12 protein-coding genes are annotated in these 19,319 nt (G+C 70.6%); 5 read left to right on the top strand and 7 right to left on the bottom strand.

From position 1 onward, the window contains the following. The first annotated feature begins 202 nt into the window (after positions 1-202). Entirely contained in the window at positions 203-955 is a 753-nt protein-coding gene (locus tag ACXJMZ_RS09245) for an SDR family oxidoreductase (protein ID WP_457029492.1), read from the top strand. A gap of 40 nt (positions 956-995) precedes the next feature. Here the strand turns inward: ACXJMZ_RS09245 and ACXJMZ_RS09240 are convergent, their stop codons facing one another. Beyond that, positions 996-2,516, bottom strand: coding sequence for a beta-1,3-glucanase family protein (locus ACXJMZ_RS09240; RefSeq protein WP_457029491.1), 1,521 nt, complete (start codon positions 2,514-2,516; stop codon positions 996-998). Positions 2,517-2,727: 211 nt separating this feature from the next. On the opposite strand from ACXJMZ_RS09240, the gene ACXJMZ_RS09235 reads away from it, so the two are divergent. Beyond that, positions 2,728-4,161 carry a carbohydrate-binding protein gene (locus ACXJMZ_RS09235; protein WP_457029490.1) on the top strand — a complete coding sequence of 478 codons (1,434 nt, stop codon included), beginning with the start codon at positions 2,728-2,730 and terminating at the stop codon, positions 4,159-4,161. Positions 4,162-4,176: 15 nt separating this feature from the next. Here the strand turns inward: ACXJMZ_RS09235 and ACXJMZ_RS09230 are convergent, their stop codons facing one another. Next, positions 4,177-4,398: a hypothetical protein gene (locus ACXJMZ_RS09230; RefSeq protein ID WP_457029489.1), complete on the bottom strand. Its 222-nt coding sequence runs from the start codon at positions 4,396-4,398 to the stop codon at positions 4,177-4,179. A gap of 170 nt (positions 4,399-4,568) precedes the next feature. Next, complete coding sequence (locus ACXJMZ_RS09225) at positions 4,569-6,632, bottom strand: carbohydrate binding domain-containing protein (protein ID WP_457029488.1); 2,064 nt, start codon at positions 6,630-6,632, stop codon at positions 4,569-4,571. Positions 6,633-7,004: 372 nt separating this feature from the next. Here ACXJMZ_RS09225 and ACXJMZ_RS09220 point away from each other — a divergent pair, with 372 nt between their 5' ends. From ACXJMZ_RS09220 to ACXJMZ_RS09210, 3 genes are all read left to right on the top strand, one after another. Then, complete coding sequence (locus tag ACXJMZ_RS09220) at positions 7,005-7,637, top strand: TNT domain-containing protein (protein ID WP_457029487.1); 633 nt, start codon at positions 7,005-7,007, stop codon at positions 7,635-7,637. Between the two features lie 102 nt (positions 7,638-7,739). After that, complete coding sequence (locus tag ACXJMZ_RS09215) at positions 7,740-8,237, top strand: SigE family RNA polymerase sigma factor (protein WP_457029486.1); 498 nt, start codon at positions 7,740-7,742, stop codon at positions 8,235-8,237. 30 nt (positions 8,238-8,267) lie between these two features. After that, entirely contained in the window at positions 8,268-9,089 is an 822-nt protein-coding gene (locus ACXJMZ_RS09210; protein ID WP_457029485.1) for a hypothetical protein, read from the top strand. A gap of 7 nt (positions 9,090-9,096) precedes the next feature. Here the strand turns inward: ACXJMZ_RS09210 and ACXJMZ_RS09205 are convergent, their stop codons facing one another. From ACXJMZ_RS09205 to pulA, 4 genes are all read right to left on the bottom strand, one after another. Beyond that, positions 9,097-9,435 carry a P-II family nitrogen regulator gene (locus ACXJMZ_RS09205; RefSeq protein ID WP_457029484.1) on the bottom strand — a complete coding sequence of 113 codons (339 nt, stop codon included), beginning with the start codon at positions 9,433-9,435 and terminating at the stop codon, positions 9,097-9,099. Continuing rightward, the gene (locus ACXJMZ_RS09200) at positions 9,432-10,739 is read right to left on the bottom strand and encodes an ammonium transporter (protein ID WP_457029483.1); all 1,308 of its coding nucleotides are present in this window, start codon (positions 10,737-10,739) and stop codon (positions 9,432-9,434) included. The genes ACXJMZ_RS09205 and ACXJMZ_RS09200 overlap by 4 nt, the downstream gene beginning before the upstream one ends. 199 nt (positions 10,740-10,938) lie before the next feature. After that, positions 10,939-13,266 carry a M4 family metallopeptidase gene (locus ACXJMZ_RS09195; RefSeq protein WP_457029482.1) on the bottom strand — a complete coding sequence of 776 codons (2,328 nt, stop codon included), beginning with the start codon at positions 13,264-13,266 and terminating at the stop codon, positions 10,939-10,941. Positions 13,267-13,772: 506 nt separating this feature from the next. Then, positions 13,773-19,301, bottom strand: coding sequence for a pullulanase-type alpha-1,6-glucosidase (pulA, locus tag ACXJMZ_RS09190; protein WP_457029481.1), 5,529 nt, complete (start codon positions 19,299-19,301; stop codon positions 13,773-13,775). Positions 19,302-19,319: the final 18 nt, after the last annotated feature.

The following is a 19,319-nucleotide window of genomic DNA, read 5'->3' as shown; positions in this document are numbered from 1 at the left end:
GGTGGGTGAAGGAGCGCACCCCACTACCGCGACGCCGCCCCCAACCACTGGCCGGTCCAAGACCGCCCGGTGCTTCCCATCACTCGGAGGGCGCCGCTCCGCTCACTCGCTGGACGCTTCGACAAGTGACGGCCGGTCCATCCGTGCGCGATCATCGAGGGGCCGTCCAGTCGAGGCCGGTCCCAGTCGAGGAGTACAGCGAATGCCGCAGCAGGTCGCCGTCGTCACCGGAGCAGGCAGCGGCGTGGGCCGCGCCGTCGCGCTGGAGCTGGCCGCCCACGGCTGGCGGCTGATGCTGGCCGGGCGCCGGGCCGAGCCGCTCGACGCGGTGGCCGCCGAGGCCGCCGAGGCCGGGCCCGGCGCGCTCGCCGTCCCGACCGACGTGACCGATCCGGCGGCGGTGGACGCGCTGTTCGCCGCGACCGCCGAGCACTTCGGGCGGATCGACCTGCTCTTCAACAACGCGGGCACCTTCGGCCCGCCGACGCCGCTGGAGGACCTCCCCGTCGCCGACTGGCGCGCGGTGGTGGACCTCAACCTGACCGGTGCCTTCCTCTGCGCGCAGGGCGCGTTCCGCCTGATGAAGCGTCAGGACCCGCAGGGCGGCCGGATCATCAACAACGGCTCGATCTCCGCGCACACCCCGCGCCCCGGCAGCATCGCCTACACCGCCACCAAGCACGCCGTCACCGGCCTGACCAAGTCCCTCTCGCTGGACGGCCGTCAGTACCGGATCGCCTGCGGCCAGATCGACATCGGCAACGCCGCCACCGACATGACCGCCGCGATGTCCACCGGCGTCCGCCAGGCCGACGGCCGGATCGCCGCCGAGCCCACCATGGACGTCGCCGACGTGGCCCGCACCGTCCGGCACATGGCCGAACTCCCGCTGGAGGCCAACATCCAGTTCGCCACCGTGCTGGCCACCACCATGCCGTACATCGGCCGGGGCTGACCCGCCGGCGGGAGAGCACCCGCCGGTCGGGCCGGCCGGTTCACCAGCCGATGCCGATGGTGAGGCGGCTCGGCGGGTTGCTGTTCGGCAGGATCTTCACCGAGCTCTGGTCGTTGACGTCGTCGTAGGCGAAGCCGTAGGCGCGGCCGCCGAGACCGACGGTGTGGAAGAAGCCGGAGTAGTCGTTCCTGGCCGCGCCGGTCCGGTAGTAGGAGGCCGGTGCGTACCACTGCGCGGTGTTCAGGGCTACGCCCCGGTTGAAGGCGGCGCAGAACTCGGCGCCCAACTCCAGCTCCACGGTGGCCATTCCGCTCCGGGCCAGGGCGCCGGAGCAGGCCATCACGTCGGCGGTGGTGGGCTTGTCGAGGAAGTACGGGCCTGCCCCGTCCTTGGTGAACTGGAGCCGCCCGCCGGTCACCCGGCCGGTGAAGGTCTGGTTCAGCCGGGTCAGGGTGAACTGCTGGGCGGTGTACTGGTTCCACGCCTGGTCGACGGCGGCCTGGAGGTACCCGGCCTGGGCGCCACCGGGGCGGAAGGCGGCGGCGGTGCGCGGCGCGGTGATCCGGTACGGACCGGCGAGCGAACCGAACGCCGGGGCGACGGACGCGGCGTACTGCGCGCGGACCTGATCACGGGTCAGCGTGATGCCCACCGTCTGGTCGTAGCCGATCGCGCCCTGCTCCAGCCGGGCGGTCAACGGGAAGCCGAACATGTCGACCTGGGTGGTGTTGCCGCCGAACGGGATGACGCCGTACTGGTAGGTGAACTCGTACCAGTCGAAGTACACATCGGTGTTGGGGTCGTTCGGGTTGAGCAGGTCGGGGCCGCCCCAGCCGGCGTCGTCCGGTGAGACCGGGAGGTACATCGGGGAGCCGAGCGAGACGTACATCCGGGCGCCTTCCAGCCGGGGCGGGACGGTGACGGTGCCGCCGGTGGTCCGGTCCAGCGAGAAGGACATCGCGGCGTAGTTATGGCCGTTCTTGGTCAGGTGGCCCGGGGCGGTCTCCTCCAGGTGGTTGATCCGGGCCAGGGTGCCGTCCGGCCTGAGGTAGGACCACTGGCCGGGGGTGGCCATGCCGAGCACCAGGACGTACACCTGGCTGTTCGGCCAGACGCCCCGGGTGTTGTTCTGGAACGTCACCGGGAAGCTGCCGGTGCCACCCGGCGGCGTGGTCGGCGTGGTGGTGGGCGAAGGGGTGGGCGTGGGCGTGCCGGAGCCGCTGCCGACGGTGTACGCGAAGTGCGGGGTGTCGTACAGCGGGCCGGACTTCTCGTAGGTGAACCAGTAGTCGAGCCGGGCGCCGGACGGCACCGGCACCGTCTTGGTCCACGAACTCCCGGCGTCCATCCGGAAGTTCTGCTGACCGGCACCGTTCACCAGGTAGTGAACGTCGACCAGGGCGGCGGGGGTGACGGGCTTGAACCAGAACTGGACCTGTCCGGTCCCGGCGGCGTTGACGCCCTGGGTGTAGTCGACGGCGGCACCGGCCGGGCGGACCGTGGCCAGCAGCAGGGCGAGCAGCAGACCCAACAGCACGGGAAGTGTTCGACGGGTGGTCATGGCGGCCTCTCGGGTGGATGGATTCTGAGAGCGCTCTCGGCTGGAGAGTGCCGCCAACTCACCCCCCTGTCAATCAAATGACGTCAACTCCTGGCGGAATCTTGGGACATGACGGGCAATCCGGCTTCATCCATTGACAGCAATCGGGGCGGCCGGTACCAAATTCCGAGAGCGCTCTCATCTGTTGGACCCCACCCACCGAGAGGCCGTCATGACCGCACCGCGGTTCCGCCCCTTCCTCACCGCACTGGGCCTGGCCGGCCTGCTGGCCACCGGACTGGCCGGCACGCTGAACGCCAGCGCCAGCGTCCCACCCGCCCCCACCGGCTGGACCCAGGTCTTCGCCGACGACTTCACCGGCCCGGCGAACACCGGCGTCAGCACCGCCAACTGGCGCTACACCACCGGGACTTCCTACCCGGGCGGCCCGGCCGGCTTCGGTACCGGCGAGGTCGAGACGATGACCTCGAGCACCAACAACGTCTCACTCGACGGCGCAGGCAACCTGCGGATCACCCCGCGCCGGGACGCCGCCGGGCAGTGGACCTCCGGCCGGATCGAGACCAACCGGGGCGACTTCCAGCCCCCGGCCGGCGGCAAGCTCCGGGTCGAGGCCCGGATGCAGTTGCCGAACGTCACCGGAGCGGCGGGCAAGGGCTACTGGCCCGCCTTCTGGATGCTCGGCGAGCCCTACCGGGGCAACTGGTGGAACTGGCCGGGCGTCGGCGAGATCGACATCATGGAGAACGTCCAGGGCATCAACAACGAGTGGGCCACCATGCACTGCGGCACCAGCCCGGGTGGCCCGTGCAACGAGAAGAGCGGCATCGGCGGGCAGAAGGTCTGTGCCCCCGTCAGCTGCCAGGCCGGCTTCCACACCTACGGCGTGGAGTGGGACCGGAGCACCAACCCGCAGCAGATCCGCTGGTACCTGGACGGCGTGCAGTTCCACAGCGTGAGCGCCAACCAGATGGACGCCGGGACCTGGAGCGCGGCGACCGACCACGGCTTCTTCGTGATCCTGAACGTGGCGATGGGCGGCGAGTTCCCGGCCGCCTTCGGTGGCGGACCGGACGCGGGCACCGTCCCCGGCGCACCGCTGGTGGTCGACTACGTGAGCGTCTGGCAGTCGGGTGGCGGCACCCAGCCCACCCCGACCCCCACGCCGACCCCGACCGGCAGCCCCACCGGGACGCCCACCGGGTCGCCGACACCGACACCGACGCCGCCCACGGGCAGCCGGGACGCGTACGGCACCGTCCAGGCCGAGTCGTACAACGAGCAGGGCGGTACCACCACCGAGAGCTGCACCGAAGGCGGCCAGGACATCGGCTCGCTGGCCAACGGTGACTGGGCGCTCTACCGGGGCGTCGACTTCGGCGGTACCGCGGCCCGGCAGTTCAACGCCCGGGTGGCGAGCGGCGCGGCCGGCGGCGTGAGCGGTCTGGTCGAGGTCCGGCTGGACAGCCGGAGCAGCGCGCCGGTCGGCTCGTTCGCGGTGGCCAACACCGGTGGCTGGCAGAGCTGGCGGAGCGTGCCGGCCAACATCTCGGCGGTGACCGGCACCCACGACGTCTATCTGACCTTCACCAGCGGTCAGCCGGCCGACTTCGTGAACGTGAACTGGTTCAACTTCGGTCACTGACACGGAAGTCGGCGGCTACTCGTCCTGCCAGTGCCGGTAGCACGGGACCGGGCCTTCCGCCGTCAGACGGTAGACGCTGGTGGTCGGCCAGTACTCCCCCACCTCGATCACCGGCAGTTCGGCCCGCAGCGCCATCCGCAGTGACGGTGGCGGCGCGACGGACCTGACGCGCTTGTGGTGGCCGTCCCAACGGCCGCCGTGGAGCTGGAGGTCGAGGATGGTGGAGGTGTTGCCCATCCTCCGATGCTCCCGTGGCGCCCGCCTCCCGTGGCGCCCGCCACGGGAGGCACCACTCGATCGGGCGGTTTCGCCCCGACAACCGTGACCGGTCGCTCCCGTCCCCGTGCGCTGGGGGCGGGAGCGACCGGCCGGTCTTGACGGTGGGTCAGGCGGATCAGGCAGGCCGGTCAGCTCCGCCAGGTGTCGTTCACCGCGACCTTCCCGCTCGCCGGGACGGTCGCGGTGCGGTTGGCCCCGCTCTCCCAGGTCACCGCGCCGGCGGCGTCCTTGCGGAGGTACTTGTACTCGAACGAGGTGCCGGCGGCCAGCGTGACGTCGAGCTTCCAGACCGGGTAGCTCGCCGAGGAGAGCAGCAGAGCGGCAGCCGGGTCCCAGGTCCCCAGGGCGGCATTGTTGCCGACCACGTAGATGCTCTGGCCGGTCGTCGTGGTGGCGCTCACCGCGAAGGCCGCACCGGAGGTGGTGGCGGTCGGGCTCGCGGTGGCCGTGGCGCACGGGTCGCCGCTGCCGACCACGCCGTCCTTGACCGTGACGTTCCCGCTGCCCAGCGCGTAGTTGGCGCTGTTGTTGTTGTCCCAGGTGCCGGAGCCGTTGTTGAAGGTGGCGGCCAGGCCGGTCGCGCTGCCGAGGGCGACGGTCTTCTTCACCCAGCCGGTGCAGGCGGCGTCCATCGTGACACCGGGCGCGGTGGTCCAGCTGCCGCCGGTCGGGGCGTAGTGCAGGTTGTAGGCGGACCAGCCCTTGTCGGTGCTGTAGAAGACGGTGGCCGAGTTGGTCCCGGTCGGGGTCGGCGAGGGGCTGACGGCGCTGCCGCCCTTGGCGTTGACGTGCAGCGCGACCGAGTCGCCCGCACCGACGGTGGCGGTGAACTTCCCGTCCGAGCCGATCGTGTACGTCACCCCGGAGCAGCTGCCCGCGGCGAAGTCGCCGTGCTGGACGTCGCAGTAGACGCCGGCCGGCAGCGAGGTCTGGAAGGTCTGGGTGACCGCGCCGCTCTCCCGGTTGATCGCCACGTAGCCCTTGTCGCCCCGGCCGAAGCCGATCGCGTTGTTGCCGTTGGACCACCAGTTGGTGATACCGGTGCCGGTCACCGCGTTCCGGAAGCCGACCATGTTGGCCACCGGGCGCCAGGCGTGGGTGCAGTTCCAGCCGTCGCTGTAGCAGGCGTTGACCGCGCCGCCGTTCGGCGGGCCCGCGTCGTTGCTGTCGAAGGCGTAGCCGGAGTAGACGTTCGGCGAACCGTACGGGTGGGCCAGCAGGAAGACGTTGGCCAGCGTGTAGGCGGAGCCGTTCTTGTAGGTGAGGGTCGAGCCGTTGCGCTCGGTGTCCCAGTTGTCGACGAAGGTACGGGCCTGCGAGCTGCCCAGCAGGCCGCTGCCCCAGCCGCCGAGGTCGGCGATCTTCCCGCCGTTGAAGGCGCTCTTCAGCCAGGTCGCGGAGCGGAACTCGTCCACGTCGCCGACGCCGGTGTACTCCGAGGGCTGGACCGGCTCGCCGGCGCCGTAGATGACCTCGCTCACCCAGTAGGCGTTCGGGTTGCTCATCTTCGCCTTGATGCCGGCCAGGTCGGTGGCGGCCATGTGCTTGGCGGCGTCGATCCGGAAGCCGTCGGCACCGAGCGAGAGCAGGTCGCTGAGGTAGTTGGCGATGGTCTGCTGGACGTACGTGGAGCCGGTGTTGAGATCGGAGAGGTTGACCAGCTCGCAGTTCTGCACGTTGGAGCGGTCGCCGTAGTTGCTGATCGCGGTGCGGCAGGAGTGGAAGTCCTGGTCCCCGTAGTAGCCGGGGTAGTTGTACTTGGTGTAGTTGGTGCCGCCGGTCCCGGTGCCGGAGCCGGCCGACATGTGGTTGACCACCGAGTCGGCGATCACCTTGACACCCGCGGCGTGGCAGGTGTTCGTCATGTTCTGGAACGCGGTCCGGTCGCCGAGCCGTCCGGCGATCTTGTAGCTGACGGGCTGGTATGAGGTCCACCACTGGCTGCCCTGGATGTGCTCCTGGGGCGGCGAGACCTCGACGAAGCCGTAGCCCTTCGGGCCGAGGGTGTCGGTGCAGGCCTTGGCGACGGAGTCGAAGCGCCACTCGAACAGCGTGGCGGTGACGTCCTTGGTGCCCGGCGGGGTGGCCTGGGCGGACGGCGCGAGCGAGAGGCCGGTGCCGATCGAGAGCGCGAGGGCGGCCGAGGCGGCGGCCGCGCCGACCGCGCGGCGGCGGGGGGAAGTGGTGACCACGGTGTCTCCAGGGGGCTGGGTGGGCAGCCTGGGTTCACCCGCAGGGGGAGCGCGGGTGGGCACGGCAGGTGGGTGGGGCGGAGCCGGGACGGCCGTGTGGGGTGCCGATCCCGCTCCGGGGACGCGCCGGTGATGCACCGTCAGCGTGAGTGGAGTGCCTCTTGCTGCAAGACCGTTGAAACTTGCTGGAAACTTGCAACGCGCTGAACTTACGGCCGCCCCGACCCTCCGTCAAGACTCGCCAAGGCAACAGATCGGTCACCTCCGTCGGGTTACCGGCCAGATCCGCGCGTCCCGATTGACGCGGAACCATCGCCACCGCTTCGATGATCACCGTCCGTATTCGTACGATCACCCCTGGAGCGCCACCGCATGAGGATCCGTCAGACCCTGGCCGCCATCGGCATGACTGCCACCCTGCTCACCGGCACCGTCCTGGTCGACACCGCCGCCGCCGTCACCTCCTCGGAGTGCTCGACCGCCGACTTCCACGGCGACCGCAGGCTCGGCCCCGAGCAGCTCCCCAGCACCGGCCCGGTCGGCCGCCAGCTCTGGGGCTACCAGCGCACCGGCAACCTGACCGAGCAGGAGTTCTTCGACCGCTACTACGACGCCGCCACCGGCTACTGGCGCTATCCGCCGGCCGACGGCTACGTCACCCGGCCCGACGGCACCCCGATCGAGATCCAGCAGACCCTCGGCACCGGGCAGCGAATCGACCGCTACGGCAGTGAGTACGGCTCCTACCTCGCCCCCGAGGGCCTCCCGTACGCCACCCGGGCGATCCCCCCGCAGTCGCTCGACAGCGAGCCCGCCGCGCCGTGCAACTACCACGTGTACAAGGTGGTCCGGCCGTTCACCGTGGACGCGGGCCCGATCGCCCCGTGGTTCGGCCAGCCCGGCTACGGCTGGCAGTTCCAGCTGGACGCCCGGCATGTGCCCGGCGCCCCGGCCCGGCTGAACGTCCTCTGGCTGATCGACAACGGCTACCTGGCCCGGGTCTGACCGTCGCCCACTCCTCGTGATCGGAGCTGACGTGATACCTATCCGGCTGTCGAAGCGTCAGGTACGGGTGACGTCAAGCAGTGCGACCGGTCGGGGCGGGGCATGGAGTTCGAGGAGTTCGCGAGTACCAGAGCCAGAAGGCTCTTCCAGATCGCCTATCTGATGTGCGGGGACTGGCACCAGGCGCAGGACCTGGTGCAGACCACGCTCGCCAAGATGTTCACGGTCTGGGGGCGGCTGCGGCGCGGCCGGGACGAGCCGGGGCTGGACGCCTACGCGCGGAAGGTACTGCTGCGCATGTACCTCTCCGAGCGGCGGCTGCGCAGGTCCAGCGAGATCGTCTCGGCCGAGCTGCCGGAGCGGACCACCGAGGGGGGCGGTGGCTCCGACCTCCGGCTCACCCTGGTGGCCGCGCTGGCCCGACTGCCGCCCCGGAACCGGGCGGTGGTGGTGCTCCGGTACCTGGAGGACCACAGCGTCGAGGCGGTCGCCGAGCTGCTGGAGGTCTCACCGGGTGCGGTGAAGAGCCTGAGCACCCGGTCGCTCGGCAAGCTCCGGGACATCCTCGGCGACGATCGCGAACTCCTGCTCCGCCCGTGAACCAGCCAACCGACGACCAGGAGCAGCGACATGGAGCGTGACCCCGTACTGGAGGGGCTGTTCGACGAGGCGGTCCTACGGATCGACCCGCCGGTGGGTGAGCTGGTGGACGGAAGCATGCGGCTCGGGCGGCGCCGGCGGCTGCACCGCCGGCTGCGGATCGCCGGCGCGTCCGCGGTGGTGGCCGCCCTGGCCGCCACCGGCGCGGCCACCCGGTGGGACCCCGGCCAGGACACCGCCCGGCACACCGTGGCATCGACCACTACCGAGGCACCCGTCCCCGCGGGCCCCGCCCCGGCGCCTCCGCGCGATCAGGTCACCCCCGAGGCGCTGCTGCAGATCCTGGCCGAGATGGTGTCGCCCACCGGGAAACTGGGCGCCTTCACCGCGCAGTCCGATCAGATCCGTGTGGTGTACGAAGACGGCCGGGGGGCGGCGGAGCTCGACCTCGGCATCCTGCCGTCCGAGGAGCAGAACCCCGATCTCAGCTGCACCGGGTACACCGGCCACCGGACCCCGGGGGCCCCGGAGCCGAGCTGCACCACCCACGACCTGCCCGACGGCACCAAGCTGCAGACCCTGGTGTCCGGCGACGGCCTCGGCGTGCTGTACAGCATCACCGTGCACGCGTTCCGCCCGGACGGTGTGCGGGTCTGGATCTCGGCGGCGAACGGCCTTTCCGGCATCGAGGGCGGGGCCACCCGGGCCGAACCACCGTTCGGAGTGGGTGACCTGGAGAAGATGGCGGTTAGCCCCGCCTGGCAGCTCACCGTGGAGCACGCCACCACGGAGGACGGCCGGCGGCTCGCCGCCACACTCGGCCCCGCGCCGAGCTGGCCCGCCCATGGCTGACCGGTCGTCAGACCGCGTCCGGGCCACGCTCCCCGGTCCGGACGCGGACGATGGTGTCCACCGGCACCACCCAGACCTTGCCGTCGCCGATCTTCCCGGTCCGGGCGGCCTCGACGATGGCGTCGACCACCACGTCGGCCTCCTCGTCCTCCACCACGACCTCGATCCGGACCTTCGGCACCAGGTCGATCCGGTACTCGGCACCCCGGTAGACCTCGGTGTGACCGTGCTGACGGCCGTAGCCGCTGGCCTCGGTGACGGTCAGTCCGTGCACGCCGCGCTCCTGGAGCGCGTTCTTGACCTCGTCCAGCTTGAAGGGCTTGACGACGGCGGTGATCAGCTTCATGCGACGGGTGCCTTCACGACGACGGGAGCGTGGGACGCGGCGCTGCCGTGGCCCAGGACGCCGTGATCGTACGCGGTCTCGGCGTGCACGGCGAGGTCCAGGCCGGTCAGTTCGTGCTCGGCCGGGGCGCGGAAGCCCATCACCCGGTCGATCACCTTGCCGATCCCGTACGTGGCGCCGAACGCGTAGCCGCCGACCACCAGCACCGCCAGCAGCTGCTTGCCGATCTGGCTGAGCCCGCCGTGCAGCAGACCGGTGGCGCCGCCCGTCATCACGGCGGAGGCAAAGACGCCGATCAGCACGGTGCCGATCACCCCGGCGACCAGGTGCACGCCGACCACGTCCAACGAGTCGTCATAACCGAAGCGGAACTTCCAGCTGACCGCGTAGCAGCAGACCACGCCGGCCACCAGGCCGATCACCAGCGCGCCGAGCAGGTCCACGCTGCCGCAGGACGGGGTGATCGCGACCAGTCCGGCGACCGCGCCGGAGGCGGCGCCGAGCGTGGTGGCGTGACCGTCGCGGCGCTTCTCCACCAGCAGCCAGCCGAGCAGGCCGGTGCAGCCCGCCGCCTGGGTGTTCAGCAACACGGCGGCGGCGGTGCCGTTGGCACCCAGCGCCGAGCCCGCGTTGAAGCCGAACCAGCCGAACCAGAGCAGGCCCGCGCCGAGCAGCACCAGCGGCAGGTTGTGCGGCCGCATGGCCTCCTTCCTGAAGCCGAGCCGGGGGCCGAGCACCAGCGCCAGGGCCAGGCCGCTGGCCCCGCAGTTCACCTCGACCACCAGGCCGCCGGCGAAGTCCAGCGCGCCCAGCCTGGACAGGATCCAGCCACCGGGGGCGAACACCCAGTGCGCGACGGGGACGTAGACCAGCAGTGTCCAGACCGCCGTGAAGGCCACCCAGGCACCGAACTTGGCCCGGTCCGCCACCGCGCCGCTGATCAGCGCGGCGGTGATGATCGCGAAGGTCAGCTGGAAGGTGGCGTACAGCAGGGTGGGAACGTGGCCGGTCAGCGAGGCGGGGGTGATCCCCGCCATCCCGAGGTGGTCGAGGCCGCCGATCAGACCGAGGCCGCCGAGGTCGGGGCCGAAGGCGAGCGAGTACCCGGCGAGCAGCCAGACCACGGTGACCACCGCGATCGAGACGAAGCTCATCATGATCATGTTGAGCGCGCTCTTGGTGCGGACCATGCCGCCGTAGAACAGCGCGAGCCCCGGGGTCATCAGCAGGACCAGGGCGGTACTGGCCAGCAGCCAGGCGGTGTCGCCGGTGTCGAGCCCGGCGGGGGTGTCAGCGAGGAGCATGTGGAGCCTTCCCGAACCGCGCACCGTGGGTGGGGTGTGTGCGCTGGTGGGAGGGAGTCTGAACGGAGCGGATTACCGGTTGCGGACGTACGTGTTTCGGCCGCGTTTCGTGTTGCGCGGCCGTTTCCGACTGCTCACGTGGCCGGGCCCCCGGCTGCACGAAGCAGGCGGGGGCCCGGAGTCACTTACTGACGCTGGGTCAGCTGGTGGTGATCGAGGTGTCGTCGATCAGGAAGCTGGTGGCGAGGGAGGAGTCCTCGACACCGTTGAACTTCAGGGTGACGCTCTGGCCGGCGTAGGCCGAGAGGTCGAAGGTGCGCACGGTGTAGCTGCCGATCGCGTCCACGTTGGAGTAGGTCTTCAGCGCGGTGCCGTTGACCGTCACGGTGAGCTTGTCGTAGGCGGTGCTGCCGGTCTCGGCGGTGTCGATCCGCAGGTAGAACCCGAGGGTCGCCTTGCAGCCGGCCGGGATGGTGACGGTCTGGCTGGCGCTGTCGGTGTGGGCGGAGCCGTAACCGTTCAGCCAGGCCTTGTAGGAGCCGGTGCGGGCGGGCTTGCTGGTGCCGTTGTCGACCACACCGGAGGTGGTGGTCCAGACGGTGGCGCCGGACTCGAAGCCGGCGTTACCGAGCAGCTGCGCCGGGGTGCAGGTGCTGGACGAGTCGGTCACGGTCCAGGTGAAGCTGGCCGAGCCCGTGGCGTTGACGGCGTCCTTCGCGGTCACGGTCACGTTCGAGGTGCCGAGCGCGGTCGGGGTGCCGGTGATCAGGCCCGAGGACGAGATCGACAGGCCAGCCGGCAGGCCGGTGGCGGTGAAGGTGCGCGGGGCGGTGCCACCGCTCGCGTTGACCTGGAGGCTCACCGCGGTGTTGATCTTGGTCGACTGGTTGCCCGGGCTGGTCACGGTGACGGCGCCCGGGTTCGGCGGCACGGTGCCGACGTTGATCGCCGCGAAGGCGGTGCCGACCGCGATCGACTCGGCGCTGTTCACGCCGTACAGGTCGTCCGATGCCTTGGTGGCCGCGACGCGGGCCGCCGCGTAGTTGGTGGTGGAGGTCATGTAGACCGACAGCGCGCGGTACCAGATCTTGGCGGCCTTGTCCCGGCCGATGCCGGTGACGGTGACGCCGTTGGAGGTCGGGCTGTTGTAGCTGACCCCGTTGATGACCTTGGCGCCACTGCCCTCGGAGAGCATGTAGAAGAAGTGGTTGGCCGGGCCCGACGAGTAGTGCACGTCGAGGTTGCCGACACCGGAGTACCAGGCGTCGGCCGAGCTGCCGTCCTTGGAGGGCTTGTCCATGTAACGGAGCGGCGTGCCGTTTCCGTTGATGTTGATCAGCTCGCCGATGAGGTAGTCCGGGTTGTCGGACGCGAGGTTCGCGTTGAACTCCACCATCGAGCCCATGATGTCCGAGGTGGCCTCGTTCAGACCGCCGGACTCACCCGAGTAGTTCAGGCCGGCCGTGTTGGAGGTGACGCCGTGCGTCATCTCGTGGCCCGCCACGTCCAGCTCGGTGAGCGGGGCGTTGTTGCCCGAGCCGTCGCCGTAGGTCATGCAGAAGCAGGTGTCGTCCCAGAAGGCGTTGACGTAGTTGCTGCCGTAGTGCACCCGGCTGAAGGCGCCGACACCGTCGTTGCGGATGCCGTTGCGGCCGAGGACGTTCTTGTAGAAGTCCCAGGTGGCCGCCGCACCGAAGTGCGCGTCGACGGCGGCCGACTCCTTGTTGCTCGCCAGGCCGTTGCCCCAGGCGTCGGTGGCCTTGGTGAACAGCGTCCCGTTGCCGGAGGTGCCGTTGTTCAAGTTGGTGGTGTACATCCCACCACGGGTGGTGTCCTTCATCTGGTACGTCGAACCCGACAGCGTGGTGCCGATGGTGACGTTGCCGACGAAGACGCCCTGGCCGGTGCCCTTCTGGATGCCCTCGAACTTGCCCAGCACGGCGCCGGACTGAGCGTCCGTCACGACGTGGGTGCGCATCGGGGTACCGTCCGCCTCGACGCCCGAGACCACGGTCTCCCAGGCCAGCTTCGGCGCGTCGCCAGTGGCCCAGAGGACCAGCCGCGGCGCGGTGTCCAGGCTGGAGCCCTGCTCGGCGGCGAGCGCGGCGGCCTGCGCCTTCGGCGCGGCGAGCGCCGGGGTGGTGGAGACGCCGGCCAGCGAGGCCGTGGAGGCCCGGTCCAGGCCCTTGGTGACGCCACCCGCGGTCTGGTGGACCACCATGTCGCCGCCGAGCACCGGCAGTCCGCCGTAGGTGCGCTCGTAGCGCAGGTGGCGGGAGCCGTCGGCGTCGACCACGACGTCCTTGGCGATCAGCTTCTCCTGGCCGGACAGACCGAGCGCCTGGACCAGGCCGACGCCCCTCTGGCCTGCGTCGGACAGCAGCTGAGCCTTGCCGGCAGCCGCCTGGCTGACCGGTGCGGGGGCCTGGGGGGCCGCCTGCGCCATGGTGGGCAGTGCGGTCACCACCAGCGCGGTGGTGGCCGCCAGGGCGGCCATCGTCACCCGGGCATGGGTGTAGCGGGACATGCGGACTCCTTTTCCGACCGGTCGCGGGGTTCACGAACGGTGGAGAGAACCTGGCCGCGGGGTTGCGGCACAGCGGGGGCCCCGGGCCACTGGTGCGCGGCCCAGGTCGGTGCGTACAAAGGAGTGGTGCTTGGTAGCGCCTTGCCTGCGCTGGAACTGCTGCAGCGGGGGGATTGGGGCCCGGCTCGTCTGCAGCCGGGGGAATCGTGGCAGCAAACGAGTGATGAATGACAGATGCATGCCACGGTTTGGCTGATAACCGCCCCAGGCATCCGAACCCTGACGGAGTGTCAGATCAGCGAGCCGACAGACCCCTCGCGGTGATGATTGTCATGTTCCCGGCCGCGCTTCGCATCCGCCCCATCGGCGCTGAACAGCGCGCCAGGCCGCTCCCGTCCGGACGGTCGGTCGGTTCCCCGCACCCCCTACGGCCGACCCCTGGAAACAGCGCCGCCCGGGGCTCCGGTGTCACCACCGGAAGCCGCCGGGCGACTGTTTTCAGCCAACTAACCCTGTACGAACACCGCGACCGTACGGGCCGGAACGGTGAACGTGCCGGTGGCACGGTCGAAGGACGAGCCCTTCACCACCGGATCGGCCCCCTGCGCCTGCACCTGGTGCAGCGACTGACCGGTGCCCTTCAGGCCGGCCACGGTCTGCTGCTGGGCGGTCGGGGTGGCGTTGAACACCACCGTGATGCCCCGCTCCGCGCCCCGCAGGCCGGTGCCGTCCAGGTGCATGGTGATCACCCCGGGCGCCTCGGCCGCCGTCCCCGACAGCGGGAAGGACAGCCGCTGCTGCACCTCCGCCGCGCTGCTCAGCGCGAACAGCGGCGAGGACTGCCTGATCCGGAGGAACTGCCGGTACTGCGCACCGGTGGCCTGAATCTCGTTGCACCCGACGGTCAGCCGGGGGTCGGCCAGCAGGGACTTGGCGGTCGGCCACATCTCCTTGTTGTCGGCCGCCATCGGCAGCCCCCGGCCCCAGCCGTTGCCCTTGGTGCAGTCCCACTGGATCGAGTTGAACCAGTCACCCGAGTCGAAGGAGTTGGCGTCCAGCGACTTGGAGCGCAGCAGGTCGCTGCCCGCCTGCACGAAGCCGGGCCCCTGGCTCAGCGCGGTGAGCGAGAGCCCGAGCGCCTGCATCCGGGCCCGGTCGGCCGGGGTGGTCGTGGTCGGCAGCTTGTAGGCCAGTGCGTCGAACAGGTCGGCGTTGTCGTGCGCGTCGACGTACTCGACCGCCTCGCCCGGGTCGGCCGCGTAGCCGGTCGGGGAGCCGTTGTAGTCGACTCCCGCGCCGGTGACGGACTTTCCGCTGCTGTCGGTGAACCCGAAGCCCGCCAGGTTGCCGGTCAGCCCGACCTTGATCTGGTCCATCTGGTGCAGCAGCCGGGCCTGCTGCTCGGCCGAAGTCCCGTTCGCGGCCGACCCGTTGGGGTCGGTGTACAGACCGGAGGCGAAGCCCTGCTGGGGCGCCGAGTTCAGCATGAAGTTGCCGCCCCGGGCCGCGTCCCGCACCCGGTCGTTGAAGGTGGCGATCCCGGTGCCCGCCATGTTCAGCTGACTGGCCTGCTCGAAACGGGAGTTGTTGGCGACCACCCCGAAGTTCCAACCCTCGCCGTAGAGGAAGACGTCCTTCCCCTCGACCCCGTCACGCTCCTTGCTGAGCCCGCGCAACGCGGACTGCACGTCCAGCATGGTCTGCTTCGGGTCCAGGCCCATCAGGTCGAACCGGAAGCCGTCGACCCGGTACTCCTTCGCCCAGGTCAGCACCGAGTCGACCACCAGCTTGTTCATCATGGCGTGCTCCGGCGCGGTGTCCGCGCAGCAGCTGTCGGTGGTCACCGCGCCCGCGTCGCTGAGCCGTTGGTAGTAGCCGGGCACCACCTTGTCCAGCACCGAGTGCTCGGCCTGGCCGGCGGCAGCGGTGTGGTTGTAGACCACGTCCAGCACCACCCGCAGGCCCGCCTCGTGCATCGCCTGCACCATCTCGCGGAACTGCACGGTGCGCGCCGTACCGGTCGCCTCGGTGGCGTACGAGCCCTCCGGCACGGTGTAGTGCAGCGGGTCGTAGCCCCAGTTGTACGCGTCCTCGGCCTTGACCGCCGCCACGCACTCCTGCTGCTGCTCGCTGTCCGCCGCAAGGGAGTTCAGGTCGCAGGCGGGCAGCTTCTGGTCGGCCCGGTTCTCCCGGACGGTGGCGATGTCGAAGGTCGGCAGCAGGTGGATGGTGGTCACCCCGGCCTCGGCCAGCTCACGCAGGTGCTGCATACCGGCCGACTTCGACTCGGTGAACGCCTTGTAGGTGCCCCGCTCGGCGGCGGGCACGGTGGCGTCCGCCGAGGAGAAGTCCCGGACGTGCAGCTCCTGGATCTGCTGCCGGCTCGGCGACACCGCCTGCGGCGAGCGGTGCCCGTCCCAGCCGCGCGGCTTGGTGTCACGGCCGGCCAGATCGGCCACCAGGCTGCGCTTGGAGTCGGCCGAGAGCGCCACCGAGTACGGGTCGGTGACCAGGTTGGTGACGTTCTGCCGGACGCTCGGCGCCCAGACCTTGACCTGGTACAGGTAGTACTTGCCGTCCAGCTCCCCGGCGTCCCGGGTCAGCGACCAGACTCCGGTCGCCTCGTCCCGGCGCAGCGGCACGGTCCTCGGCGTACCGCCGGTGGCCCCGTCGAAGAGCTGGACGGAGACCTCGGTGGCGGTCGGCGCCCAGAGCGACAGGGTCACCTCACGGTCGTCACCCCACCAGTCCCAGCCGTCGGACTTCCGGTAGACCGGGCCGAGTTGGGCCTTGCCGGCCTTGGCCGCGTACAGGTCGTCCAGCACACCGGGGATCTGCACGCCGGTGGCGGCCAGCGCCGCGCCGCTCGGCAGGTGCTCGGTGAAGATCAGCTGGCTGCGCAGCGCCTTGGTGATCCGCCCGGCGTCCCGGCTGTCCACGGTGAAGGCCCGGTAGCCCGCCAGGTGCGGGTACTTGGCCTTCTGAGCTTCCGTCAGGGTGCCCGGCGTGAGCCGGATCCACTGGCCCGGCTTGTTCAGCACGCCCTTGTCCACGGTGAGGCCGCCGTCGGCGTCGTAGATCAGCTGGGCGCTGGTGCCACCCGCCAACGCGCTGTCCGCCGCACCGAAGTTGGCCGGAACCAGCACAGTCTTGGCGTCGATCCACTGGGCCCGGGCCGAGGAGAGGTCGAGCTGCGCGGAGCTGCCGGCCGCCTGCGGCAGCAGGTGGCCCTCCTGACCGCCGATCAGCCAGATCTCCCGGCCGCTGGTGGCGAAGTTCAGTGACTGGTCGTTGGGCAGGTCCTTGTCGTTGCCGTTGTGCAGGATGTAGCTCAGGCTGGTCGCCCCCGCGGCCAGCGGCACCTCGAAGACCGCGCCGTAGGCGTCCTTTCTGGCGGGCAGCAGCGGGTTGCCCCAGTCGGTCGGGGTGGCCGCGCCGGTCCAGTCGTGCAGACCCCAGCCGTCGTACTTGCCGTCGGCCCGGTAGTAGTGGATCACCGCCGTGTCGGCGGGCACCGGGACGGCCGGGTCGGGGTTCTTGGTGTAGACGTTCGGGTCGCCCTCCTTGACCCAGACCTCACCGGTGGCGCCCAGGTCGATGTGCCGGTCGGCCTCGCCGTCCTTCGTGCCGCCCTTCTCCACCACGAAGCCCACGTCGGCCGCGCCGGACTTCAACTTCACGTAGGCGAAGGCCCCGTAGGCGTCCCGCCCGGTGAAGCCGTGGCCGTCCGGCCAGGGGGTGGACTCGCCGTCGGCCAGGTCGCCCCAGGCGTACATGTTCCAGCCGTCGTAGTCGGCGTTCTTCCGCTGGTAGTGCACGACCGCGTACGGGCGCGAGGTGGCGCTCGGCGCGGGCTTGGGCGCGGGGGTCCCGGTGGTGAAACTCCCGGTGGCGGAACGGAGGTTGCCGCCGGAGTCCTTGACCACCGCCTTGTACCGGACCACGGTGCCGGGCGCGACCCCGGTCAGGTCCTGGGTCACCCGGTACGTTCCGTTGTCGGCCGAACCGAGCTGCTGCCAGGGGCCGTTGCCGACCTGCGCGGCGAACGAGACCCGGTTGAAGCCGCCACCCGGCACCTCGGCGCCGACCGTGACGGTGCCGGTCGAGCCGTTCTCGGGTGCCTTCAGGGCGAGTTGGGGCGCGGCGCCCGGCTTGGCGAGCTTCCCGGCCGCCTGGTGCACCACCGAGGAGTAGGCCGGGACGGTCACGGTGACCTTGCGGTCGGCACCGCTGGTGGTCTTGGCCCCCGTGCTCGGGTAGAGCTGCTTGAAGTCCATGCCCGCCGAGAAGGTGTCCAGCGTGACGGTCTTCGGCTCGGCCGAGTTGTTGACCGCGACCAGGTACTCGACCTGCTGTCCGGCGTCGATCCGGGAGAACGCGTAGACGCCCGCGCCGTCCGCCGCGTACCGCTCGATCTGCGCGCCGTCGGCCAGCGCCGGGTGCGCCTTGCGCAGCCCCGCCAGGGTGGCTATCCCCTGGTACAGCGCGCCGCCCTGGCCGTACCGGTCGGCCGGGCCCTTGCTGCCGCCGATCACGGTGTCGGTGTTGTAGGAGCCGGTCTTCGAGGCGAACATGTCGTGCCGGGCGTCCTTGTCGCCGCCCGCGCCGGTGAAGCCCTGCTCGTCGCCGTAGTAGACCACCGGCTGACCCCGGGTCAGGAACATCAGCTCGTTGGCGAACCGGTCCTTCTGCAGCAGCTGCTCGGCCGAGGCCCCCGGGTTGTCGCTCTGCAGGAAGCTGCCGAACCGGCCCATGTCGTGGTTGCCGAGGAAGGTCGGCAGCTCGTACGCGTTGGTGTCGGCCGTGGTGTAGCGGAAGTCCTGCGCGTACAGCTCGGCGAGTGCCTTGGCCGAGCCGCCCTGCGAGACGTACTTGCGGGCGCTCTCCTGGAACGCGAAGTCCAGGGTGGCCTGCAGCTTGCCCTTGGTCACGTACGGCGCGGTGACCGACGGGTCGCCGGAGTAGACCTCGCCGAACATGAAGAAGTCCTGGTTGCCGCGCTCGGCGGCGTACTGCTTGAGCGCGGGGGCCCACTGCGACCAGAAGGCCATGTTGACGTGCTTGACGGTGTCGATCCGGAAGCCGTCGACCCCGCTCTCCTTCACCCAGGTCTGGTAGATCTGCTTCATGCCCTCGACCACCCGGGGGTTCTGGGTGTCCAGGTCGTCCAGGCCGGAGAAGTCGCCCTCGGTCGAGGACTCGCCGACGAAGGTCGAGTTGCCCCGGTTGTGGTAGAGCGCGGGGTCGTTCAGCCAGGACGGGGTCTTGGCCTTCTGGTCCGCCGCGCTGCGGAAGGACGGCGTGTAGGGGAACGAGTTCGCGCCGATCTTCGGCCACTGGGCGGCCGCGTCGGCGATCGCGGTCTCGTCCACCGGGTTCCCGTCGGCGTCCAGCGTCGGGTAGGCGCCGGCCGAGCGGTAGTCGTACTTCCCCTCGGTGTAGTCGACGACGTCGGCGGTGTGGTTGGTGATGACGTCGAAGAAGACCTTGATGCCCTTCCGGTGCGCCTTCGCGATCAGCTCCTTGAGCTGGGCGTTGGTGCCGAAGTGCGGGTCGACCTGGGTGAAGTCGGTGATCCAGTAGCCGTGGTAGCCGGCCGAGGCGTCCGCCCCCGTGCCCTGCACCGGGCGGTTCTTGAACAGCGGGGCCATCCAGATCGCGGTGGTGCCCAGGCCCTGGACGTAGTCCAGCTTGTCGATCAGGCCCTGCAGGTCACCACCGTGGTAGAAGCCCTTGTCGGCCGGGTCGAGGCCGGTCTCCAGCCGGGATCCGGTCAGACCGCCGGTGTCGTTCTTCGCCTCGCCGTTGGCGAACCGGTCCGGCAGCACGAAGTAGAACTGTTCCCGGGTCAGGTCGTGCCGGTCCGCCTGCCCGGCCATCGCCCGGTCCGAGGGCGGCCCCGCCGGGGCGGCCATCGCCAGCGGGGCGGCCCCCAGCCCGGTCGCCAGCAGTGAGGCGGCGATCAGGACGGCCGTACGGCCGGGCCGTCGGTAGGTGGTCGTGCTCCGTGGGCGGCGGGGCTGGGCTTCGGCCACTGCGGGCTCCCTTGAAGG

The organism is Kitasatospora sp. P5_F3 (genome assembly GCF_054049135.1).
The sequence above is the reverse complement of the archived record's forward strand: the minus strand, read 5'-3'. Positions and strand labels throughout refer to the sequence as shown.